The sequence below is a fragment of the Corynebacterium marinum DSM 44953 genome (assembly GCF_000835165.1).
Taxonomy (GTDB): Bacteria; Actinomycetota; Actinomycetes; order Mycobacteriales; family Mycobacteriaceae; genus Corynebacterium; species Corynebacterium marinum.
This window is the reverse complement of the sequence record NZ_CP007790.1, coordinates 533,594-556,551: the sequence shown is the minus strand read 5'-3', so window position 1 is coordinate 556,551 and position 22,958 is coordinate 533,594. Positions and strand designations below refer to the sequence as shown.

Here is a 22,958-nt window from a genome sequence, read left to right as displayed (position 1 = left end):
CTATGTGGCCGGAAGGTGTCCTACACCGCCTTCTGCGGCTCCGCGGCGACAACCTTGCTGCGCCACTCCGGGGTGCGGCCGGTGAAGTTGAGCATGGCTTCCTTCACGGAGGGGCGCAGCTTAGCCAGGAGGCCCAGGCCGGTGCGCAGGCCGGCCCGCTCGCCGGACTCGTTCTCGCCGACCCAGACCTTGGACTCGACCTCCGGGTACTTGGTGAAGGCCGCGTTGGAGCGGACCTCCGGGGCATTGTCGCGGTCGGCCGCCAGGTACTTGTTCGGCAGGGAGAGCTTCAGCAGGGTGCGCTGCACCTTGACCAGCTGCGCAGGGAAGGAGTCGGTGTTGTACGGCAGGTCGAACTCCTCGCAGATCGCCTGGACGCGCTCACCGATGTGCGACAGCCGGTTGGAGGGCATGTCCGGGTAGAGGTGGTGCTCGATCTGGTAGTTGAGGTTGCCCGACAGGATCGTGAGGATCTTGCCTCCGCGGAAGTTGGCGGATCCGAGCATCTGGCGGAGGTACCACTCGTCGCGGGTCTCGTTTTTCCACTGTTCCTTGGTGAAGGTCTCCGCTTCGTCCGGGAAGTGGCCGCAGAAGATCACCGCGTAGGCCCACACGGAGCGGGCGAAGTTGGCGGTGGCGTTGGCGGAGACGGTGTGGAAGAAGTTCGGGCCCGACAGCGCGGGGAACAGGATGTAGTCGCGCAGCATCTGGGTGCCCGCCTTGCGGGTGGTCTCCCAGAACTTCGGCGCGGTCTCCTTCCACGTGGCCTTGCCTGCGGCGACCTTGCCCAGCTCGACGTCGTAGTAGCCCACAGCCCACTGGAACAGCGTCGCCAGAGCGAGGTTGATCACCGGCTGGAAGCTGTGCATCGCGGCCCACTTGCGGTCGCGGGTGACGCGCAGGACGCCGTATCCGACGTCGGTGTCCATGCCCAGGATGTTGGTGTACTTGTGGTGGGCGAAGTTGTGGGTGTGCATCCACTGGGAGGAGGGGCAGACGTTGTCCCATTCCCAGGTGGTGGAGTGGATCTCCGGGTCGTTCATCCAGTCCCACTGGCCGTGCATGACGTTGTGGCCGATCTCGAGGTTCTCGAGGATCTTGGACAGGGAGAGCAGCGTCACGCCCGCCAGCCAGAACGGCTTCCGGCCGGAAAAGAGCAGCGCGCCGCGGCCCGCGATCTCCATGTAACGCTGGGTGCGGATCAGGCCCTTGATGTAGCGGACGTCCTTCTCGCCGAGGTCAGCCTCGAACTCCTCCTTGATGGCGTCGAGACGGCGGCCGATCTCGCGGATGTCTTCGTCGGTGAGGTGGGAGTATGCCTTGATGTTGTCGATGGCCATGTGCGCCTCCTAGGCGTCGATCGTGATGTCGCCGGCGGCGACGCCGACACAGGTGCGGATACGGGAACCTGGTTCCCTGGTGTCGCCGGTGCGCAGATCGTGGACGTGTCCGTCGACGAGCTCGCGCACGCAGGTCTGGCAGATACCCATGCGGCAGCCGAAGGGCATCTGCACGCCCGCTGCTTCACCGGCCTCGAGGATGGTGGTCGCGCCGTCGGCGGCCGTCTGGATGCCGCGGCGGGCGAAGGTGATGGTGCCGCCCTTGGCGTCGGAGGCCCGCTCGAGGGTGAAACGCTCGACGCGGATCTCGATGTCGTTGTCGCTGGCCCAGGTCTCGAGCTCATCGAGCATGGTGGCCGGGCCGCAGGCGTAGACGACGCGCTCGCGGTAGTCGGGGACCAGCTCCTCCAGCACCGCCGGAGAGACCCTGCCCTGCTCGGAGGTGACCTGGATGTGCGCGTCGAAGTCCTCGAGGACGTCCTCGAAGATGAGGTCGGAGCGGTTGCGGACGGAATGGACGACCTTGATGTCCGTGACCTGGCGGCGGTCGACGAGCGTGCGCAGCATGGCCACCACCGGGGTGACGCCGGAACCGGCCGTGACGAAGAGCAGCTTCTCCGGGACCGGATCGGTGAGGTGGAAATCGCCGGCGGGCGCGGCCAGGCGCACATTGATGCCGGGCTGGGCCGTGCCGACCAGGTGGTTGGACAACCTGCCCTTCTCCACCGCGCGGATGGTGATGGCGAAGAGCCCGTCCCGCGTGTCGGGGGCGTTGGTCAGCGAGTAACTGCGCCAGGTGTAGCGGCCGTCAACCCGCAGGCCGATGCCGATGTACTGGCCGGCCTTGAAGTTCACCGGAACACCCCAACCGGGGCGGATGACCAGGTGGATGGTGTCGTCCGGGAAGCGTTCGACACGCTCGATCTTGCCCCGCAGTTCACGCTTGGACCACAGCGGGTTTGCCAGGACGGTGTAGTCGTCCGGCAGCAGCGGCGTGGTGAAACGGCGCAGAACGTTGCGGAAGCGTGCGAGTCCGTCGGGTGATTCGGTCATCGACCCCTCCTCAGAAGGAATAGCATTGTTTACGAGCGCGTAGCTTACGTCAACGTAACCTACTTGTCCATCACCCCGCCGGGACTTCCTCAGAGAAGTTCGACGAGGAACGGCAGTTCAGTCGGATCATAGAAGGCCATGAAGTTGTCCTGTGCATCGCCGACGGCAAGTTCCGCGTCCTCGTCGCCGAGGTCAGCGGCGTCGACGGCGTCGATGGCCGCCCGGGTGGCCGCCTCCGACTCCGCCACGTCAATGTGGATCGCAGCGATGTCCGCCAGAGAGATCTGGGCCGGCGACAGAGCGACCACGGACTCGCCGTTCTCCGGCGCGAGCGTCACCGCAGCGTCGTCCACGTCGACAGAGACGACCACCCGCCGATACGGGAAAGTCTCCTCATCACCGACGGCCAGCAGCCGGAGGGAGGCCTCGGCGGCGTCGAGGAAAGCGGCGTAACCGATCTCGTCCTCGTCGCCGGCGGTGTAGAACTCCACCAGCGCGGGAGTGGCGGCGAAGCCCCAGCCCGACCGGGCCGTCATTGTCCCGGTTTCGTTGAGGCCGGTCAGCATGGCGAAGGTGGCGGGCAGGTAGACGCGCACCTAGAACTCGCCCTCGATGTCGAAGATCGCGCAGATCTCGATGACCGCCCGGTCGAACACCTGGTACAGCACACCGACCAGACCCGCCTCGACCGCGCCGCGGACGTTGAGGATCGAGTCGTCGACGAGCACGCAGTCGTTGACCGTCAGCTCAATCGCCTCGGCGGCCGCGGCGAAGGCCGCCGGCTCGGGCTTCTCGGCGCCGATCTCACCGGAGAGCAGCACAGCATCCACGATGCCGCGGTACTCCCACTCGCGGATCTCCTCCGCGGCGGGGCCGCCCGGGTTATTCGAGAGGATGGCGGTGGCGACACCGTTCGCCTTCGCGGCGGCGAAGAGATCTTTCCACCGGCGCTGTTCTTCCTCCGGTCCGTCCAATACTCCGACAAAGTCGACGATCAATCCGCGCACTCGCTGCTCCCTCACATGTGTTTTCGCTGTCTGCGTGCCACAATGATACCCAGCCCACCCGCGTCTGCCCCTAGAGACCTCTCAGGAGCAGCCATGTTGTCCCCCGTACCCGGTCTGACGCACCTCAAGGTGCTCACTCCCGGGCCGCCGCGCGCCGGCGCCACCCCTCCGTCACCCCCGCCGCCCCCCGATGGATCCCAGCGCCGGGCGGAGGCGCTGGTGCGCATCGCACTGGAGGCCGCTTTCGGCATGCGGCCCCTCCCCCAGCTCAAGCCCGCGCAGTTCGCGGCGCCGGTGCGCCTGCACGCGTCCGCACGGCAACGTCAGGGCATCCGCGGCCCCGTCCGGGTGGACACCCTCCATCTGCGGCCGGGCGGAGAGATGTTCGGCACCGCCGTCTCCGCCGGCCGGGCACACGCCTTCACTGCCCGCATGGCCGGGCGGCGCCTGGTCAGCTTCCGCGTGCTCTGACGGATCAGGCCTCGGAGACCTGCGGCGCAGGCTGCGGCTCGAACTGCTTGCGCAGCAGGAACAGCTGGCGGACCGTCTCCTCCTTGATGGCGTCCTTCATGGCGTTGAACATGTCGCCGCCCTCCTTCTGGTACTCGACCAGCGGATCTCGCTGCGCCATTGCGCGCAGGCCGATGCCCTCCTTGAGGTAGTCCATCTCGTAGAGGTGCTCGCGCCATTTGGTGTCGATGACCGGCAGGATCACCATGCGCTCGATGTTGCGCATCTGGGCCTCGCCGCCGATGGCAGAGACGTTCTCCTCCAGCCGGTCGTACTCGCGGTTGGCGTCCGCGAGCAGAGCCTCGCGGAGTTGATCGGCGGTGAGCTCTCCCGGGGCGCCGTACTCCGAGCCGTCGACCAGCTCCTGCCACGTGAAGCCCGGGCCGTAGAGGGAATCGAGAGCGTTCCACAGGGAATCGAGGTCCCAGTCCTCGACGTAACCGACGGCGGTGGCGCCGTCGACGTAGGCCGAGACGGTCTCGTTGACCATGTTGCGGATGTGCTTGCTGATGTCCTTGGCCTCGAGAATCTCGCGGCGCTCGGCGTAGATCACCTTGCGCTGCTCGTTGAGCACCTCGTCGTATTTGAGGACGTTCTTGCGCATCTCGAAGTTCTGGTTCTCCACCTGCGCCTGCGCGCCCTTGATGGAGTTGGTGACCATCTTCGCCTCGATGGGGACATCGTCCGGCACGTTGAGCCGGTTCATCATGTTCTCCATCGACTGCCCCACGAAACGGACCATGAGTTCATCCCGCATGGACAGGTAGAAACGGGTCGCGCCCTGGTCGCCCTGACGCCCGGAACGGCCGCGCAGCTGGTTGTCGATGCGGCGGGACTCATGCCGCTCGGTGCCCAGCACGTACAGGCCGCCGGCGGCGCGGGCCTGGTCGCCCAGTTCGTTCGCCCGCTTCCTGGCCTTCGGCAGCTCCTCGTCCCACGCCTTCTGGTAGGCCTCCTCGTCCTCGAAGGGGTCCAGGCCGCGCTCGCGTAGGCGGATGTCGAGGATGACCTCGGGGTTGCCGCCGAGCACGATGTCCGTGCCGCGGCCGGCCATGTTGGTGGACACGGTCACGGCGCCCGGCAGACCCGCCTGGGCGATGATCTGGCCCTCCTGCTCATGGTGCTTGGCATTGAGGACCTTGTGCACAATTCCCCGGCGCTGAAGCAGCTGGGACAGGTACTCCGAGCGCTCCACCGACGTGGTGCCGACGAGGACCGGCTGACCCTTCTCCACCCGCTCGGCGATGTCGTCGGAGACGGCCGCGAACTTGGCCTCCTGGGTCTTGTACACCCGGTCCACGAGATCTTCGCGCTGGTTCGGGCGGTTGGTCGGGATCGGGACGACATCGAGCTTGTAGATCTGGTGGAGCTCGGCGGCCTCGGTCTCGGCGGTGCCGGTCATGCCCGCCAGCTTCTCGTAGAGGCGGAAGTAGTTCTGCAGGGTGACGGTGGCCAGGGTCTGGTTCTCACTCTGGATCTCCACCCCCTCCTTGGCCTCGATCGCCTGGTGCATGCCCTCGTTGTAGCGGCGGCCGCCCAGCACACGGCCGGTGAAGGAGTCGACGATCATGACCTCGCCGTTGCGCACGATGTAGTCCTTGTCGCGCTCGAACAGCTCCTTGGCCTTCAGGGAGTTGTTGAGGTAGATGACCAGGGAAGAGTTCTCGGGGGCGTAGAGGTTACCGATGCCCAGCTGGTCCTCCACGTAGGCGACGCCGTCCTCGAGCACGCCGACGGTGCGCTTGCGCTGATCCACCTCGTAGTGGATCCCCTCCCGCAGGCGGGGCGCCAACTGCGCGAACACGTTGTAGAACTGCGAGGAACCGTCGACGGGGCCGGAGATGATCAGCGGGGTGCGCGCCTCGTCGATGAGGATCGAGTCGACCTCGTCGACGATGGCGTAATGGTGGCCGCGCTGGACCAGGTCGCCGAGGGAGCGCGCCATGTTGTCGCGCAGGTAGTCGAAGCCGAGTTCGTTGTTGGTGCCGTAGGTGATGTCCGCCCGGTAGGCCTCGGCGCGCTGCGCCGGCTGCATCTCGGAGAGGATCACACCCACGGACATCCCCAGGAAACGGTGGATACGGCCCATCATCTCAGCGTCGCGCCTGGCCAGATAGTCGTTGACCGTGACGATGTGCACGCCCTTGCCCTCGAGCGCGTTGAGGTAGGCGGGCAGGACGGAGGTCAGGGTCTTGCCCTCACCGGTCTTCATCTCGGCGACGTTGCCGAAGTGGAGGGCCGCGCCGCCCATCACCTGGACGAGATAGTGCTTCTGCCCCAGCACCCGCCAGGACGCCTCCCGGGCGGTGGCGAAAGCCTCCAGCAGGAGATCGTTGAGGGACTCCCCGTCTGCGAGGCGGGTCTTGAATTCACCGGTCTTGGCCTTGAGTTCCTCATCGCTCAGCGCGGCGTACTCGTCCTCGAGGGCGAGAACGTCCTGCGCGATCTTGTTGAGGCGCTTGACGGTGCGCCCTTCACCGACGCGAAGCAGCCTGGACAGTCCAAACACGTGCAGTCGTCCTTTAGGTTGAATGGAAACTAGTTTCTTCCGCGCCATTGTACGCAACAACGACGACACCGCCGCCCCCGGCAGCACATGATGTGCCTGGGGAGCGGCGGTAGGCGTTAAACCGGCGGAAGATTCCTAGTTCTCTTCGGCGGCGAGAGCGATCAGGCCGTAGTCGAAAGCGTGGCGGCGGTACACCACGGACGGGCGGTTCGTCTCCTCGTTGATGAAGAGGTAGAAATCGTGGCCGACGAGCTCCATCTCCGACAGCGCCTCGTCGACGCTCATCGGGGTGGCGGTGTGCTCCTTGGTGCGGACGACCTGTCCCGGGACGACGTCCTTGACGGAATCCGCATAGGGGTCCGCCTCGTACCGGTCGTCGGCCGCACGGGCCTTCTCCGCCTCCGCGGCGATCTCCGCGGCGACGACACCTGCACCCTGGGGCGCGCGGTGGCCGGAGCGGGAGATGGAGCGGCGGGCCTTGACCTTGCGCAGGGAACGCTCCATCTTGGCCAGAGCGGTTTCCAGTGCAGCGTAGAAGCTGTCCTCCTTGGCCTCGGCGCGGGCCAGGTGGCCCTTTCCGGTAGCCGTGATCTGGATGCGGTCGGACTCCGACTCACGGCGCGGGTTCGGCTCGTGCTGGAGTTCCACGTGGAAGAACGTGAGGGTCGGATCCAGGCGCTCGATCTTGGCGAGCTTCGCGTTGACGCGCTCGGCGAAGTGCTCGGGCACCTCGACGTTCCGCCCCGTGATGGTGACCTGCGCCTCGGGGCTCAGGACATCGGTGTTCTCAGCAGGTGATGTCATCTGCTTCCTCCCTACAATTGGTGGGACAACTCAAGTCACCTCCCATGTTACATCCGGTCATAACCGGGGCGGTGAACCCCCCTGATATTCAGGCGTGGCACATCACCAGCGCGCCGACGACGTCGCAGCCCGCCGCGAAGAGGGTTTCCGAACTGGCGGCGAGGGTGGATCCGGTGGTCGCTACATCGTCCACCAGGAGCACCCGGCCACCGGGCCTGCGACGCAGTTCCAGCGCCCCCGCGAGGTTGCGTCGTCGGCCCTCCACCCCGAGGCCCACCTGGTCCCCCACCGACCGGTCGTGCCGCAGGGCGTCGCACACCTCCAACCCGGTCGCCGCGCACACGTCGGCCACCGGGTCCCCGCCCCGGACGCGTGCCGACGCCGCCCGGGTCGGCGCAGGGACGAGCACGAGGGCGTCAGCAAGCTCGCCGCGCGCCTGCAGATGCGTGACGGAGGCTGCCAGCACCGGGCCGAGCAGCCGGCGGACCGCCAGGTTCCGGCGCTCCTTCATCGAGAGGACCACCCGGCGGTGGGTGCCGGCGTAGGGGCCGAGCGACCAGACCGGCACGTGCGGGTCGACGCGGGTGTGGATACGGCGCGGCGGGTTGCGCAGCGTCTGCCTGCACCGCGGGCACAGATGGGCCCCCGGGGAGGCGCACCCGGCGCAGCGGCGCGGAAGCAGCAGGTCCATCGGCGTCAGTAGGCGACCACGGGTGCGGAACGCACGCCCTGCAGGCCGGAGACCTCACGCCAGAAGACGTTGTCCCCGCCGGTCGTCGGCAGCTGGAGAACCGCGTTCGCGTCAGTGAGGTAGATCATCGACGGCGCCGCGGCGACCGCGACGACCGGGGCCGTGATGTTGCCGGAGGGCAGGGAGGTGACGGCCGAGCCGTCCTGTTCGATGCGCCAGACCGGGGTCTCCGGCGTGGAGGTGCCCACGATGAGCGAGCCGTCCGGCTGCCAGTCCAGGGACAGTGCCGTGCCGCCCAGCTGCGGGGCCAGCTCGCGGACGTTGACGATCCGTTTGTCCGCGGGCCCCACCCGGTTGACTACCCCGACATGGACGCGGCCGTCGATGATCATGGCCACGCGCGCGCCGGACCTGGACAGCCGAAGAACGGAGATGTCGCCCTCCAGCCCGTCAATTTCCGAGGAGTCCACCTCGGAGCGGGTGAACTCGCCGCTCGGCCCGGAGTACACCACCCGGACGACGGTCTCCCCGTCGACGACGACCCACTGATTCTGCGGGTCGACCTCGAAGGTGGGGCGCGACATTGTCTCGGCCCGCAGCGCCTCGCGCAGGCCCTCCTCCAGAGTGCCGGACATGAGCACCGAGCTGTCCGGCCCGGTGCCCTCCTTCCGCACCGCGGCGACGGACCCGGTGGAGGTGATGTCGACCGATTCGATGTCGCGCAGGCTACCCAGCTCCCCGTCCACCGGGGCCACCTGGTTGGATGCGACCCGGCTGACCACACCGTCGGTGAGTGCGTAGAGCGGCACCGTCCTGGACGTGTTGACCAGGGGGTTGAACTCGGCGAAGTCGTCGGTGGTGAGCTGTTCGTACTCCGCGGACAGGGGCACCCCGTCGGCGAGCACCGCGTAGGGCTCGGGGACGTTGGCCACCGCCAGGGTCCACACGAGTTGCGCCGCGAACAGGCGCCTGGCCTCATCGTCCGCGTCGGCGAGGCCGGTGAAATTGTAGGCCCCGTCGACCACGCCTGCGAAGGTGGCCTCCGGAGGCAGAAGGTCGTTGACCGCCGGCGCCAGCGTCGGCGACGGGCCTTCCATCATCAGGGTGATCAGGGCGGTGTCCAATGCCTGGTGGCCTGAGTAGATCCACCGGCGATCACTGATCAGGACGTTGCCCGAGGGGGCGGCGAAAAAGAGGCGCTGCGGCTGGAACTGGTTGCGCAGCTCGGTTCGTTCCAGCACCACGCCCGCGGGCAGCGCGGAGATCCGCCACTGTCCGTTCTCCCGCACCATCTCCACGGTCGCCTCGTAAACGCCGTTCTCCGGCTCGTAGGAACCGCCGGTGGCGATCCGGCCTACCACGGACCCGCGCACGTTGAATGAGCGGCGTTCCGAAGTGGAACCGGGCTGGGTGATCAGGTCGATCCGGTCGACCACCAGGATCGACTCGCTGGGATTCCACTGCTCCTCGGTCTCCGTCGTCAGAAAGGAACGGGCCGACTGGTAGTCCTGCACCGGGTGCGCGGAGGCGGTGTAGAAGTCGCGGAGGAGAAGGTCTGGCTCCTGACCGGGCTGTGGTCCCAGATCTGTCTGCTCGACCACCTGCGGCTCAAAGGAACGCAGCGCCTGCGGTTCAGTGTCGGTGGGCAGGGTCGTGCACGCAGTGAGCAGGCCGACGGCCGCCGCAACCGCGGTCAGGGTGAGGGCAATTCTCATGGCGTCGGTGCCTCCAGTTCCAGGGGGCTCTCGGTGAACATCTGCCGCGGCTCCCGCGGCAGGACCACCCGGAACTGCGAACCTACCCCGATGGTTCCCGCCGCGTCGAGGCGTCCGCCGTGCAACGCCACATCCTCCCGGGCGATGGCCAGCCCCAGCCCCGTCCCGCCGGAGTGGCGGCGGCGGGAGGCGTCGGCGCGCCAGAAACGGTTGAACACCAGCTCCTCCTGCCCCGGTTTGAGTCCCACCCCGTGGTCGGTGACCGTGATTGCCACGGCCTCCTCGTTGGCCGCCAGAACCACGTCGATGGGACTGCCCTCCGAGTGGTCGATGGCGTTGGCGAAGAGGTTGCGCAGCACGCGTTCGATGCGCCGCGGGTCACCGGTGATGAGCACCGGCTCGTCGGGGGTGTGGAACCGGACCTCGACATCCAGCGCGGTCGCCAGGTGCGCGGTCTGCTCCCAGGCGGCGGTGATGCAGGAGCGGACGTCCATACGCGCCTCGGAGAGGTCGGCGACGCCGGCGTCGTGCCGCGAGATCTCCAGGAGGTCGGTGAGCAGCTCCTCGAAGCGGTCGAGCTCGCGGATCATCAGCTCGGAAGCACGCCGGGTGTGGGGTTCGAGGCTGTCCGGGTCGGAGGCGATCAGGTCCGCGGCCATGCGGACCGTGGTCAACGGGGTGCGCAGCTCATGGGACACATCCGAGGTGAACTGACGTTGCAGGTCGCCGTATTCCTCGAGCTGCTGGATCTGGCTGGACAGCTTTTCCGCCATGTCGTTGAAGCTGATGGCCAGGCGCGCCATCTCGTCCTCGCCGTCGACGGCCATGCGTTCGCGCAGATGTCCGGCGGCCAGCCGCTGGGCAATTCTCGACGCCGAGCGGACCGGCGCCGTCACCTGCTGCGTGGCCAGCCAAGCGATGCCCACGAGCAGCACGACCACGACCACGCTCGCCGCGGAGAGAAGGCCGCGCAGGAGCGCCAGGGTCGATTCGTCCGACTCCATGGACATCACCAGGTAGACCTGCAGATCCGGAATGTCCGTGTCCGTGGGCGTGCCGATGACCAGCGCGTTATAGGTGGAACCGTCCGCCCGGCTGACGTTGGCGAACTGGTAGGAGACCTGGTCCTCGGACACGAAGCGCCGCAACTTCTCCGGGATGCGGTACCCCTCCGGCGCGGAGATCACCGACCCCTCCTGGCCTGCGACGACGAGGACCGGCTCGTACACCGCGGCGATGTCCGACTGGGACGTGCGCTGCGTGAGCGACGCCCGCGCCGAGTTGATGCGCACCTGCGCCGTCGACGTCGCCGACGTGGCGTCGATCTGCTGCTCCACCGTCACGCGGGCGCGGTCGATCTCCGAGTTGGCGATGTCCAGCTTCGTATCCACCAGCCGCGAGGTGACGACGGAAATCAGGGACATCCCCAGGATGAACATGACGACCGCGGAGGCGAGGAAAATCGACCCGATGACCCGCACCTGCAGCGAGGTCCGCCAGGTCTCGCTGATGCGGTCGTACACCCGGTGAAAATAGGCCGCCAACTTCTGGACTATGAGCTACTCCCCCATGCCCGTCTTGTAGCCCACGCCCCGGACGGTGAGCACGATCTGCGGATTCTCCGGGTCCTTCTCGATCTTGGCGCGCAACCGCTGCACATGCACGTTGACCAGCCGGGTGTCGGAGGCGTGGCGGTACCCCCACACATTCTCCAGCAGCTCCTCGCGGGTGTGGACCTTCCGCGGCCTCCGCGCCATCTCCAGGAGCAGATCGAACTCGAGCGGGGTGAGCGAGATCTCCTCGTGGCCGCGCTTGACGGTGTGTTCCGGGACGTCGATGGTCAGATCCCCGACCTCGAGGATCTCGTTGGGCGCGGCTTCGGTGCGGCGGAGACGCGCCCGGATGCGGGCGATCAGCTCTTTCGGCTTGAAGGGCTTGGTGATGTAGTCGTCCGCGCCGGTCTCCAGCCCCAGCACCACGTCCACCGTGTCGGTCTTGGCGGTGAGCATGACGATGGGCACGGCGGACTCCAGGCGGATGGCACGGCAGATATCCACGCCGTTCATGCCCGGCAGCATGAGATCAAGCAGGATCAGGTCCGGCTGGTGCTCGCGGAACGCCTGCACGGCTTCATTACCGTCCATGACGGCCACCGGTTCGAACCCCTCCGTCTCGAGGACGAGGGTCAACATGTCGGAGATCGACGGATCGTCGTCGACGACGAGAATCTTTGGCGCCATGGAAAAATCACGTTCCTTCGGTGATCATCTGATTTCTTGCAGGATATCCGCGGGATCGGTGGTGACGAGCCAACGACCCGCCCAGTCCCGTTCAGCGAGCCTCAGATATGCATCATAGGTCCGTTTCTGCAGGCCGGTGTCACGTTCGTAACGATCTCTTTCCCTGCTTGTGTCCTGCGCCTCCCGCGAGAGGGCCCTCTGCGACGCCGTCCCAGGGTCGGTAGCCAGGAGAACCTGCAGGTCCGGGACCGGAAGACCCAGTCTCCCGAACTCCAGATCGTGGACCCAGTCCATGACGGCGTCATCCTGCAGACGCGCCGCCGAATACGCCGCGTTGGAGGCGACGTAGCGGTCGAGCAGGATGATCTCCGCGGAGTCGACGTAGCGCATGAGCTGCTCCCGGGCGCCGTACCGGTCCAGGGCGAACAGGGTGGCCATGGCGTAGACGGAGTCGGTCAGGTCGCCCATCCGCCCGTGCAGCGCCTCGGCGACGAGCTGGGCGGGGACAGAACTGTCGTAGCGCGGGAACGCGAGTACCGCGACGGGGACGCCCGAACTCTCCCTGATCGCGTTGACCAGGGTGTTCTTTCCGGCGCCGTCTATTCCTTCAATTGCGATGATCATCAGTATCGGTGGTGCTCCGGCTCGTAGGGACCTGCGGCATCCACGCCAATGTACCCGGCCCGCTCAGCCTGCAGCGCCGTGAGCCGGCCGCGGGACGCCGGGCACCGGGACACCGGGTGCCGTGCCCGCTAGGAGAGCGCCTCCGTGAAAGCATCCACGTCCTGATCTTCCTCCACGGTCTCCAGCAGTTCGGCCGCAGCCTCGTTCAACGTCTCATCGCCGGAACCGATGAGCGCCCGGATGTAGGGGTACGAATCCGCGACGTCCCCGGCCGAGAACGGCGCGCCGGCCCAGATGGCGGCAATGGTCGCCGCCGCCAGCCCGTTCTTCCGCTCGACCTCGGAGACGTTCGGCTGTTTCAGTACCAGCAGGCAGGCGTCGCGGACCGCCTCGATGATGTCGTCGTCGTCCAGGTCATTGAGTTCGTCGAGGAAATCGATGTTGTCTTCCTCGCCGAAGATTGCCACGTCCCAAGTACTCATTGCTTCCAGGTCCTCTCTGCGTGCCGACGCGCGGGCCCTTTCAGCCCCGCAAACCAGGTCGTTTGCACATGATCTCTGCTATGTTGTTACCGAGTTGTTATCAGGATTTCCATGGAAGGGACAAAGGGCAAGGTGAAAGCCGAAAACCGTCGCGTGTACCTGTTCATCGCCGTCGGCTTGATCGCCGCCGTCGCCATCGGGTACGGAGTCTGGCGCGCGGGCACGCCCTCCACACCTTCCGCCTCTGATATTGCCACGGTCACCACCGAGGTAGCCACAATTTCCGAGTCCGCAGGCCGGATCCAGACCACCACCCCCGCCGAAGACGCGACCGTCTCCCCGGCGCCCGACCCGCAGCTGATCTCCCCCACGGCCCCCGACGACCCCTACCTGGCACCTCACGCCGTGGTGCAGGCCGCCCCCACCAACATCGACCCCACAGTGGTCTACCGGCCCGAGAACGTCATGTCCGCGGAGGCTTCCGCCGAATCCGCCGAGCCCGCGCAACCTGCGACGACGCGGGAGGAGGCGCCGGCCGACGCAGGGACGCCCGCACCGGACGGGACCCCCGCACCGACCACCGCCACGGACAACCCCGCGGCCCCGGCCACCCTTCCCGTCGAAAGCCCCGCACCGACCAGTCCTGCCGACCAGGCGGAATCTACTGAGCCCCTGCAAACGGCTGGGCCTGCGCAAGCTACGGAACCTGCCGAGGCTGGTACGGCCACCGCAGCCACGACAACCGTCGAGCCGGCCGCGCCCGCCACCACGGCGGACAACGCCCCGGATGCCGGCGCAGACCAGCCTGCGGGGCAGGAGGAGCCCCAGGAGCAGCAGGAGGCTGTCGCCCCCGCCCCGGACCCGGAGGTCGAGCAGGCCGCCGTGCCCCAGCAGAAGGCCGGCTGGTGGCCCTTCGGCAACTGGTTCACCTTAGGTTCCTAGGCTGGGTGCTCCCGGCCCCGCGCGTCAGGCCCGGGCGATGAAGAGTTCGCCCGTGGACGCCGACGTGGCGGCGCACGCCGGGTCGCAGGCGGGGATCCACACGGCTTCACCGGGGCTGAGTTCCAGGTCCCCCAGGGTTACCGTCCCGGAGGTGCACAGTGCGATGGAGGGGCCGTCATGGTCGACCAGCAGTTCTTCTCCGGCGGTCAACCGGCTGTGGAGGAGCCGGAACTCGCCGGCGGGGACGACGTATTCGCCGTCGACGGGGGTGACCACCGGATCGCTGAGCGAGGTGAAGTCGAGGATCCGGACGAGTTCCGGGACGTCGACGTACTTGGACGTCAGGCCGCCGCGCAGAACGTTGTCCGAGTTGGCCATGACCTCGACGCCCAGCCCGCTGACGTACGCGTGGAGGTGCCCCGCGTCGAGGTAGAGGGCCTCCCCCGGAGACAGCTGCAGGTGGTTGAGCAGCAGGGCACCGAGCACGCCGATGTCCCCGGGGTAGCGTTCCTGCAGCTCGAGCACCGTCGACAGGACGCCGGAGATCCAGTCCCCGCAGGCGGGCCGGTTCCGGGCGGCGGCGACGACGGCGTCGATAAGCTGCCTGCGCGCGGCCGACGGGATGGTGATCCACGTGGTGAACAGGCCGCGGAGGCTGTCTGTCTCGGCCGCGGGGTCCAGGATCGTCAGGTAGCGGTCGAGTTCGGGGCACGCCAGCACCGCGAAGAGCTCGAGGGTCTGGTCGAGGGGGCGGAAGCCCACCATCGCGTGAAAATCTGTGAGCGCGACGACGAGCTCCGGTTTGTGCCGGGGATCCCGGTAGTTGCGGTTGCCCGCGTTGAGGGGGATGCCGAGCCTGTTCTCCCGCTCGAAGCCTTCTCTGGCCTGTTCAGCCGACGGGTGCGCCTGGAGGGACAGCGGCTCCGCGGCGGCGAGGATCTTGAGCAGGAAAGGCAGGTTGTCGCCGTACTGCCCGTACACGCGACTGCCGAGCGCCGCGACGGGATCCGCGGCAATGATGTCGGTGAGGGCCCGGTCCTGGATGGTCGACGAACCTACTGGATGGGCTCCGAACCACAACTCCGCCTCCGGGCGGGTGGAGGGTGAGGGAAGTCCACGCAGCTCCGGAATGAGGGTGCGCGATCCCCAGGGGTAGCTCCGGAGCGTGCCGGTCAGCTTCTGCATCTAGTTTAGTCCTCCGATGGGGCTTCGGGCAGGTCGTACGCCGTTGCCGCGAGGCCTCGGGTGATGAGTTTCAGTGCGGCGGCCAACGGGCCGGTGCCCGGGGTGTCGCAGTTGACGGCGATGGCACCGGGCAGCGCGGCGGCCACGTCGGGATCCTCTGCCCAGACAACAACCTTCAAGGCTAGCAAATCGACGGGGCCGTCCAGTAACGGATCGTGGAAGATGTTGTGCTCCGGCGCCGGGGGAGGAAGCTCCAGCTCGTCGACGGCGGCGACTCCGGAGGCCATTCCCTTGAGGGACCAGACGACGGACATGAGCTCGGCCACGGCGAATCCCGGCCTGCCGCGCCCGGTGTGGACGACGCGGGCCAGGTCGACGTACTCCCGTAGCTGCCGGCCGGGGTTGACCAGGGAATCCCGCTCGGGGGACAGCTGCTCCAGTTCCTCGTCGACGCAGTCGGCGGTGTCGCTGAGGCGCTGCGCGACCAGATCGGAGTCTTCCTCGAGCAGATCCAGAACGGCGCTCAGGGCGGCGATGGAGCGGGCGGGCGATGCCCCGAAGACGGTGGGCAACGCGGGGACGACGATGGTGTCGTCCGGCGCGTCCTCCAGGATCGGTCCGCGCGGCGGGCCGACCAGGATGGTGGTCGCTCCGCGGCGGTCCGCGCTGATCAGCCCCCGGGAGGTGTCGGGGTCGTCGGCGCGGTCGCCGAGGACGATGACGATGTCCAGGGCGCCGACGTAGCTGGGCAGGGAGTCGGTGATCACCAGCGGCGTGCGCAGCGGGGACCGCATCCGCCCGACGAACCGTGCGGAGGCGTCCGACACCTGGTCCATCGCGACGACCACGACGCTGCGCGGCTGCAGCTGGTGCAGCCCCCGGAGCGAGGGGATGGCCCCCACGACGGCACGGATCTGGGCGCCTTCGTGGGCGACGTCGTAGAACCTGACTGTCTCCCGGTTGTAGGTGGAGCCGTCCAGGTAGGCCTCGAGGGAACTGTTATCCATGCGTTCCAGGATAACTGTCCGTTCGCGCGCACCGGCCGTGTTCGCTACCGGCGGGGCTTCTCAGGCGCGGATGATGGAGAGGATCTCCCCGACCAGGGCGTCAACTTCGGCCCGGGTGGGGGCCTCGACGTTCAGGCGCAGCAACGGCTCCGTGTTGGAGGCGCGGACGTTGAACCAGGCCTCGGTGCCCTTCAGCTCCACGGTGACCCCGTCGAGGCGGTCGACGGACTCGATGCGGTCCGCGAAGGCGTCGAGGACCGCCTGCGTGCTGGCCTTCTGGTCCGTGACGGTGGAGTTGATCTCGCCGGAAGCCTCGTAGCGCTCGTATTCGGCCATCATGCGGCTGAGCGGCTCGCCCTGGCTTCCCAGCGCGGCGAGCACGTGCATCGCGGCGAGGATGCCGGAGTCGGCGTTGAAGAACTCCGTGAAGTAGTAGTGCGCGGAGTGCTCCCCTCCGAAGACCGCACCGGTCTCCGCCATCGTCGATTTGATGAAGGAGTGGCCCACACGCGTGCGCACGGCCGTGCCGCCCTCCTCGGCGATGATCTCCGGCACCGACTTCGAGGTGATGAGGTTGTGGATGATCGTCGCCCCCGCATGCTCCCGCAGGTAACGCTTGGCGACGATCGCGCAGATCGCCGAAGGGCTCACCGGGTCGCCGTTCTCGTCGATGACGAAGCACCGGTCGGCGTCGCCGTCGAAGGCCAGCCCGATGTCGGCGCCCTGCTCGACGGTGAACTTCTGCAGGTCCACCAGGTTCTTCGGGTCCAGGGGGTTCGCCTCGTGGTTGGGGAAGGTGCCGTCCAGCTCGAAGTAGAGGGGCCGGATGTCCAACGGCAGGTCGCGGAACACCTCGGGGACGGTGTGCCCGCCCATGCCGTTGGCGGCGTCGACGGCGACGACCAGCGGGCGGATGGCGCCGAGGTCGACCAGGCCGCGCAGGTATGCGCCGTAGTCGGCGAGGACGTCGCGTTCGGAGGACTCACCCCGCGCACCCTCGTACGCCGGGACGCCGTCCACGAGCATGCCGATGATCTCGGCGAGCCCCGTGTCCTGGCTGACGGGGCGGGCGCCCGCGCGGCACAGCTTGATGCCGTTGTACTGGGCCGGGTTGTGCGAGGCGGTGAACATCGCGCCGGCGCATTCCAGGGTGCCGGCGGCGAAGTAGAGCTGGTCCGTGGAGGTCAGGCCCAGCATGATCACGTCCAGACCCTGCGATGTCACGCCCTCCGCGAAGGCGGCGGCCAGTTCCGGGGAGGAGGGGCGCATGTCGTGCCCGACGGCGACGGTGGTCTCCCCCTCGCCCCGCAGGAGGAAGCCGAAGGCGGCGCCGGTGTCCCGGATGAATTCCGGGGTGATCTCATCGCCGACGACCCCTCGGACGTCGTAAGCCTTGATCACGGAGGACACGTCTTCACGGGTGCGCAGGAATGCCATGGGGGATCGGGTCGCTTTCTACTTGGGGCCCGGGAAATGAGGGCCGGACACTAAGCAGAGGATAGTACCCCGGCACCCTGGGGGCCTCCTCGAAGCGAGGCGGGTTCACTCCCCCGGAGCGTCGTCCTCGACCAGACGGAGGTGGGCCCGGCGGCGCTGCCGTTCATCGTTGAGCCGCTTCGACTGGTGGACCGGATGGATGGAGGTGTCCGGGTCCGCGGGGTCCACCGGGTCGAGCGACGGTCCGTCGGATTCGACGAGCCCGCTGGTGACGCGGCCGGCCTCCCGCACCGCCTCGGCGAGCGCGGTGAGATCCTCGTCGTCGTCGATGTCGATGTGGTTGACCCGCAGCATCTCCCATCCCAGCGGCGCGGTGATCTTCTCCGCGTGGTGGTCGCACAGGTCCCAGCTGTGGGGCTCCGCGGCGGGCGCCAGCGGACCCACCACGGCGGTGGACTCTGCGTAGGCATAGGTCATGGTGGCTACGGCAGGCTTGCCGCAGCCCGGTCGGGAACAACGTCGGAACTGGCTCACAACGACCGAGTCTAAACCCTCCCTTGAGATTCCGGTAGCGCCGCGCGCCGCCCGCCGCCCGCGCACGGCCCGTCCTATGATCGGCACCATGCACACCAGGACTTTCCGCGACCGGCACGGCAGGGGCCTGCGCGGTCCCCTCCTGCCCATGGACGCGCCCCGCTACCGCACCCGCGCGGAGTCCTTCGACGTGGCGGTGCTGGAGGCCTACGCACCGCTCCAGCACTCCTACCCGGAACAGCTGGCGAACCTGGATATCGCGGTGGACACCGTGCCCAGGATGCGCCTGCGCTCCGACATGACCGTCCTGCCCGACGAAATCATCGCCGACGGCCCGGTGCCCCTCGGGCGTCTCATCCCCGCGGGCGTCGACGCCCAGGGGCAGCCCACCCGCGCCCGGCTGGTGCTGTTCCGCATGCCCGTCGAACAGCGCACGGTGACTGCGCAGGAACGCGAGGAACTGTTGGCCATGATCCTCACGTCTCTTGTGGCGCAGTTCCTCAACCTGGACCCGGGGGACATCGACCCGGGTTTCCAGTGGTGAAGGTGGCGCAGGAGACTGCCCCGGAATCCAGAAAGCGGCCCTGAATACAGGGCCGCGGAAATGAGCGGTCAGCCGATCTGCTTCTTCAGCCGTCGGCGTTCACGGTCGGACAGGCCACCCCAGATTCCGAAACGCTCGTCGTGTTCGAGGGCATACTCCAGGCACTCGTCGCGGACCGCGCAGGCCATGCAGATCCGCTTGGCCTCACGGGTGGAGCCGCCCTTCTCCGGGAAGAAGGCCTCCGGATCAGTCTGCGCGCAGAGCGCCTGATCCTGCCATTCCTGTTCCACGGCTCCGAAAAGCTCGTCGAGGCCCATTCCTACCGCCAATCCGGTGATACTGCTCATCCCTCCACGGAGAACGGCGCCGTCAGCCATCTTTTCCACGGTCTCCCCCTTCTCCGCTCGGTGTAATTGCACTGGTGATTCTTCCGAAGCCGCCGTGTGGCGCTTCTAACACTGATGCGATTACACACCTGATCACTAAATGTCGTCAACCGCTACCGACGGGAATTTTCACGAGGCCAGCATTTCCGCAGGACGTAAACAACACCAGCCACACCAGTCACAACCAAAAATCTGCGGGGGTAAACCTCGGGGGCACTACATCTCGTGGGCGAGAAAATTCCTGGCAACAACTGCCAGGTTTATCGGCGTGTCGTCACGCATCCGAGGAAAAACGGACCCCGTTGTCCGGGATGACCACGCCCGGCCAGACACGCATCCCCCCCTGGAGCTCGCACCGGGCGCCGATCTGCGCCCCCTCGCCGATGACGCAGTCGGTGATCCGGGCGTTCGCCCCGATCCTGGCCCCCGACGCGATGATCGAGTTGCGGACGATCGCGCCCGGCTCGATGGTCACCCCGTCGAACACGACGGAGTCGTCGAGCCGGCAGCCGGCGCCGATCTCCGAACCCCGGCCCACCCACGTGCCGCCGACCAGGATGCTTCCCGCCGCGACGCCCGCGGAGGCGTCGATGAGCGCCTCCCCGGTACGGCCCTCCAGCAGAGGTGAATGAGCAATGCCGCGCACCAGGTCGGAGGAACCGCGCACGAAGTCGTCGGGACGGCCCATGTCGCGCCAGTAGGCGTGGTCGACGTGGCCGTACACGCGGCGATCCTGCTCCAGGAGCGCCGGGAAAGTCTCGCGCTCGACGGACACGGCCCTGCCCGCGGGGATCTGCTCGATGAGTTCCCGCCTGAACACGTAGCAACCGGCGTTGATCTGGTCGGTCGGCGGATCCTCGGTCTTCTCCAGGAACTCGAGCACGCGCCCTTCCACGTCCGTGGGCACGCAGCCGAAGGCCCGCGGGTCTGCGACGCGGACCAGATGCATCGTCAGATCGGCGTCCTTGGCCACATGGGTGTCCAGGATGGCGCGCAGGTCGGTTCCGCCGAGGACGTCGCCGTTGAAGACCATGACGGTCTCGTGGCGCAGCCGGTCGTAGACGTTGCGGATGCCGCCGCCGGTGCCCAGCGCCTCCTTCTCGACGACGTACTCGATCTCCAGACCCATCTCGGAACCGTCGCCGAAGTACTCCTCGAAGACCTCCGCCTTGTACGAGGTGCCGAGCACGACGTGGGTGATGCCCGCGGCCTTGATACGCGCCAGCAGGTGCTGGAGGAACGGGTACCCGGCGGTAGGCAGCATCGGCTTCGGGGTGTTCACCGTCAGGGGGCGCAGGCGGGTGCCGCGACCTCCGACGAGGATGACGGCGTCAGTCCGGGAGGGATCGGCCTTGAGATCGGTCACGGTCAGGAGTCCTTTCGGTTGCTGGTTCGGGCCCGGGCGACAGCCATGGCGCTGCGGGCGCTGAGCCCGGCGCGGATCACCAGGCGCAGCGGCGCCTGCCACCAGTGCGGCAGCCGGTCCGCCTGGAAACGATAGGCCGATTCATGGTGGGCGGGCAGCATGGTGTCGGAGTGTTCTCCCGCGACGTGCCCCCGCGCGTGGGTGATGGTGGCCGTCGGGCAGAAGACGTTGTCGTAGCCGGCGCGGGTGAATCTGTCGCCCAGGTCGACGTCCTCCAGGTACATGAAGTAGCGCTCGTCAAAACCGCCCACCGCGTCGAACGCGTCCCAGCGCACCAGAAGGCAGGAGCCGGAGAGCCACCCGGCGAGGCGCTCCGTCGCCATGTCCGCGTCGTCGCGGTAGGCGCGCGTCCAGGGATTTGCCGGCCAGATCTGGCCGAGGAGGGCGTGTCCGATGCCGCTGCCCAGGGTCGGCACCGCACGCGCGGAGGGGTAGACGCTGCCGTCCGGCTCGACAATCCCGGGTCCGACGGCCGCGGCGTCCGGCCAGCGGCGCGCGCAGGCGATCAGCTCGTCGATCGCCCCCTCCCCGAACACCACGTCGGGGTTGCTCAGCACCAGGAACTCCGGGTCGATCTCACCTGCGTCGCGCAGCGGCCGGAGCTGGCGCGCACCCGCGTTCATTCCCGCCCCGTAGCCGAGGTTTCCCCCGGTGGGCAGGAACTCCACGTTGCTGCTTCTCGACGCCGCTTCCTCCGGCACCCCGTCCCGGGAACCGTTGTCGGCGAGGACGACATGCACGCCCTGGGCCGTGGCCGCGGGCAGGCTGTCGAGGAAGGCCGCCAGATGGCGGCCCGGGGAGTACGTCACCGTGATCACGGCGACCGGTGGCGTCTGCGAGTTGGTCACAATGTGGACAGCATAGTGCGGTCGCCCGTCCACGCCCTGGACCGCCACTCCGATGGCCTAGACTAAGTGCCCGTGAGTGACAAGTACCGCCGCGTGCGCGATATCCAGGCAGCACCGCCCGCAGGACCCTCCGTCCGCCAGGCCGGGCCGACGCCGGTCAAGGCCGCCGTCGTGGTGCTGTCCGTGCTGGTGCTGCTGGTCTCCGCCCTGGGGTACTTCTCCGTCGGCCGCCTGGGCAACGACGTCGCCTCCGCCGGCAACCTCGCCCTCGGCGGCGGGCAGGGCATGAAAGGACGCGCCCCGGACGGCGCCACCGATATTCTGCTGGTCGGGTCCGATTCCCGCTCTGATGCGCAGGGCAACCCTCTGTCCGACGAGGAACTCGAGCGGCTGCGCGCCGGCGTGGACGACGGCGAGGAGAACACCGACACCATCATGATCATCCGCGTGCCCAACGACGGTTCCTCCGCCACCGCGGTCTCCATCCCCCGGGACACGTACATCAACGACGATGAGTTCGGGAACATGAAGATCAACGGGGCCTTCGCCTCCCACAAGGTGGCCCGGCGCGACGAGCTCCTCGCAGAGGGCGAGGACGACGAGAAACGCATCGAGAACCTGGCCACCGACGCGGGACGCCAGGGCCTGATCGGCGCGGTCTCCGATCTCACCGGCGTGGAGGTCGACCACTACGCCGAGGTCGGACTCTTCGGCTTCGTTCTGCTCACCGACGCCGTCGGCGGCGTCGACGTGTGTCTCAACAACGACGTCCAGGACGAGTTCTCCGGCGCCGATTTCCATGCCGGGGTGCAGACCCTCGACGGCGCCGAGGCGCTCGCGTTCGTGCGCCAGCGCCACGGCCTGCCGCGCGGCGACCTCGACCGCATCGTCCGCCAGCAGGCGTTCATGGCCTCCCTGGTGAACAAGGTCCTGGCCGCCGGCACCCTGACCAACCCGTCGAAGCTCTCCGACATGGGCACCGCCGTCGAGCGCTCCGTGGTCATCGACGAGAACTGGGACATCATGTCGTTCGCCACCCAGCTGGCCAACCTCGCCGGCGGCAACGTCGTCTTCAACACCATCCCCGTCACCTCCATCGACGGCGTCGGCGACTTCGGTGAATCCATCGTCACCGTCGACGTCCCCACCGTGCACGCGTACATGGACGAGCTGCTGGGCACGAAGGAGCTCCCGGACTCAGAAACGGATCAGGCCCCCACGGAATCTCCCGCCGCACCGCTGCCGGGGATAGACATCACCGTCCTCAACGCCGGCGCGACCGCCGGGCTCGCCGGCGGCGTCGGTGGCTGGCTCACGGAAGAGGGCTACCAGGTCGCCGAGGTGACCAACGCTCTGCCGGGCATCTACTACCAGAGCCAGATCGTCGTCGCCGATGCCGCCGACCCCCGTGCGCTGGAGCTGGCGGAAACACTGGGCGGCATCCCGGTCACCTCCAACGCGGGCCTGGACGCGGGCACCTTCATCGTGGTCACCCACGACGACTGGAACGGTCCGACCGGAGACGCCGCCCTCACCCCCTCCTCCTCCACCGCCCCCTCCCCCGAGGACACCGTGGGCACCCCGGGCGCCGACTTCGGCGAGGCCGAAGTCGCACCCGAGATCGACGCCGGCGGCGACGGGCCGCGCTGCGTGAACTAGACCTGAACTAGACCG

Annotated in this window: 22 protein-coding genes and 1 pseudogene; 4 read left to right on the top strand and 19 right to left on the bottom strand. The window is 67.8% G+C overall.

The features are described from left to right. Window positions 1-20: 20 nt before the first annotated feature. The 4 genes and pseudogenes from B840_RS02750 to B840_RS02735 form a co-directional block, all read right to left on the bottom strand. Window positions 21-1,340, bottom strand: coding sequence for a fatty acid desaturase family protein (locus B840_RS02750; RefSeq protein WP_042620863.1), 1,320 nt, complete (start codon window positions 1,338-1,340; stop codon window positions 21-23). A 9-nt stretch (window positions 1,341-1,349) separates the two neighbouring features. Continuing rightward, window positions 1,350-2,393: a ferredoxin reductase gene (locus B840_RS02745; RefSeq protein ID WP_042620862.1), complete on the bottom strand. Its 1,044-nt coding sequence runs from the start codon at window positions 2,391-2,393 to the stop codon at window positions 1,350-1,352. An 89-nt stretch (window positions 2,394-2,482) separates the two neighbouring features. Beyond that, complete coding sequence (locus B840_RS02740) at window positions 2,483-2,989, bottom strand: DUF6912 family protein (protein ID WP_042620861.1); 507 nt, start codon at window positions 2,987-2,989, stop codon at window positions 2,483-2,485. Beyond that, window positions 2,990-3,457 (bottom strand): annotated as a pseudogene (locus B840_RS02735) (HAD-IA family hydrolase); the annotation flags it as partial. 36 nt (window positions 3,458-3,493) lie between these two features. On the opposite strand from B840_RS02735, the gene B840_RS02730 reads away from it, so the two are divergent. Continuing rightward, complete coding sequence (locus tag B840_RS02730) at window positions 3,494-3,871, top strand: hypothetical protein (protein ID WP_042620859.1); 378 nt, start codon at window positions 3,494-3,496, stop codon at window positions 3,869-3,871. A 4-nt stretch (window positions 3,872-3,875) separates the two neighbouring features. On the opposite strand, the gene secA is transcribed toward B840_RS02730, so the two are convergent. The 8 genes from secA to B840_RS02690 form a co-directional block, all read right to left on the bottom strand. Beyond that, window positions 3,876-6,419: a preprotein translocase subunit SecA gene (gene secA / locus B840_RS02725; RefSeq protein ID WP_042620858.1), complete on the bottom strand. Its 2,544-nt coding sequence runs from the start codon at window positions 6,417-6,419 to the stop codon at window positions 3,876-3,878. 135 nt (window positions 6,420-6,554) lie between these two features. Next, a complete protein-coding gene (gene hpf / locus B840_RS02720; RefSeq protein WP_042620857.1) occupies window positions 6,555-7,223 on the bottom strand; it encodes a ribosome hibernation-promoting factor, HPF/YfiA family in 669 nt (222 codons plus the stop codon). 88 nt (window positions 7,224-7,311) lie between these two features. Then, complete coding sequence (locus B840_RS02715; protein ID WP_042620856.1) at window positions 7,312-7,914, bottom strand: ComF family protein; 603 nt, start codon at window positions 7,912-7,914, stop codon at window positions 7,312-7,314. A gap of 5 nt (window positions 7,915-7,919) precedes the next feature. Further along, the gene (lpqB, locus tag B840_RS02710) at window positions 7,920-9,629 is read right to left on the bottom strand and encodes an MtrAB system accessory lipoprotein LpqB (protein ID WP_042620855.1); all 1,710 of its coding nucleotides are present in this window, start codon (window positions 9,627-9,629) and stop codon (window positions 7,920-7,922) included. Then, window positions 9,626-11,152: an MtrAB system histidine kinase MtrB gene (gene mtrB / locus B840_RS02705; RefSeq protein WP_042620854.1), complete on the bottom strand. Its 1,527-nt coding sequence runs from the start codon at window positions 11,150-11,152 to the stop codon at window positions 9,626-9,628. The genes lpqB and mtrB overlap by 4 nt, the downstream gene beginning before the upstream one ends. 36 nt (window positions 11,153-11,188) lie before the next feature. Then, entirely contained in the window at window positions 11,189-11,869 is a 681-nt protein-coding gene (gene mtrA, locus B840_RS02700; protein ID WP_042620853.1) for an MtrAB system response regulator MtrA, read from the bottom strand. Window positions 11,870-11,893: 24 nt separating this feature from the next. Continuing rightward, complete coding sequence (locus B840_RS02695; RefSeq protein WP_042620852.1) at window positions 11,894-12,493, bottom strand: dTMP kinase; 600 nt, start codon at window positions 12,491-12,493, stop codon at window positions 11,894-11,896. A 128-nt stretch (window positions 12,494-12,621) separates the two neighbouring features. After that, entirely contained in the window at window positions 12,622-12,975 is a 354-nt protein-coding gene (locus tag B840_RS02690; RefSeq protein WP_042620851.1) for a DUF4259 domain-containing protein, read from the bottom strand. A 111-nt stretch (window positions 12,976-13,086) separates the two neighbouring features. Between B840_RS02690 and B840_RS12820 the strand changes: the two genes are divergently transcribed. After that, complete coding sequence (locus B840_RS12820; protein WP_052491065.1) at window positions 13,087-13,917, top strand: hypothetical protein; 831 nt, start codon at window positions 13,087-13,089, stop codon at window positions 13,915-13,917. Window positions 13,918-13,941: 24 nt separating this feature from the next. Here B840_RS12820 and manA read toward each other — a convergent pair whose 3' ends face one another. The 4 genes from manA to B840_RS02665 all read right to left on the bottom strand — a co-directional run bounded on the left by manA (window position 13,942) and on the right by B840_RS02665 (window position 18,080). Continuing rightward, window positions 13,942-15,102 (bottom strand): mannose-6-phosphate isomerase, class I, encoded by a 1,161-nt coding sequence (gene manA, locus B840_RS02680; RefSeq protein WP_042620850.1) that lies wholly within the window; start codon window positions 15,100-15,102, stop codon window positions 13,942-13,944. A gap of 5 nt (window positions 15,103-15,107) precedes the next feature. Beyond that, the gene (locus tag B840_RS02675) at window positions 15,108-16,109 is read right to left on the bottom strand and encodes a MurR/RpiR family transcriptional regulator (protein WP_042620849.1); all 1,002 of its coding nucleotides are present in this window, start codon (window positions 16,107-16,109) and stop codon (window positions 15,108-15,110) included. 60 nt (window positions 16,110-16,169) lie between these two features. Further along, on the bottom strand, window positions 16,170-17,537 hold the full coding sequence (locus B840_RS02670; RefSeq protein WP_042622463.1) for a phosphomannomutase/phosphoglucomutase: 1,368 nt from the start codon (window positions 17,535-17,537) through the stop codon (window positions 16,170-16,172). A gap of 114 nt (window positions 17,538-17,651) precedes the next feature. Continuing rightward, on the bottom strand, window positions 17,652-18,080 hold the full coding sequence (locus tag B840_RS02665) for a DUF3499 domain-containing protein (protein WP_042620848.1): 429 nt from the start codon (window positions 18,078-18,080) through the stop codon (window positions 17,652-17,654). Window positions 18,081-18,168: 88 nt separating this feature from the next. On the opposite strand from B840_RS02665, the gene B840_RS02660 reads away from it, so the two are divergent. After that, window positions 18,169-18,624: a metallopeptidase family protein gene (locus tag B840_RS02660; protein WP_042622462.1), complete on the top strand. Its 456-nt coding sequence runs from the start codon at window positions 18,169-18,171 to the stop codon at window positions 18,622-18,624. A gap of 68 nt (window positions 18,625-18,692) precedes the next feature. On the opposite strand, the gene B840_RS02655 is transcribed toward B840_RS02660, so the two are convergent. From B840_RS02655 to B840_RS02645, 3 genes are all read right to left on the bottom strand, one after another. Then, a complete protein-coding gene (locus B840_RS02655) occupies window positions 18,693-18,941 on the bottom strand; it encodes a WhiB family transcriptional regulator (RefSeq protein WP_188656866.1) in 249 nt (82 codons plus the stop codon). 343 nt (window positions 18,942-19,284) lie between these two features. Further along, window positions 19,285-20,382 (bottom strand): mannose-1-phosphate guanylyltransferase, encoded by a 1,098-nt coding sequence (gene manB, locus B840_RS02650; protein WP_042622461.1) that lies wholly within the window; start codon window positions 20,380-20,382, stop codon window positions 19,285-19,287. Continuing rightward, the gene (locus tag B840_RS02645) at window positions 20,379-21,287 is read right to left on the bottom strand and encodes a glycosyltransferase family 2 protein (RefSeq protein WP_084603063.1); all 909 of its coding nucleotides are present in this window, start codon (window positions 21,285-21,287) and stop codon (window positions 20,379-20,381) included. The genes manB and B840_RS02645 overlap by 4 nt, the downstream gene beginning before the upstream one ends. Before the next feature lie 69 nt (window positions 21,288-21,356). Between B840_RS02645 and B840_RS02640 the strand changes: the two genes are divergently transcribed. After that, complete coding sequence (locus tag B840_RS02640) at window positions 21,357-22,943, top strand: LCP family protein (protein ID WP_042622459.1); 1,587 nt, start codon at window positions 21,357-21,359, stop codon at window positions 22,941-22,943. The last annotated feature ends 15 nt before the right edge of the window (window positions 22,944-22,958 follow it).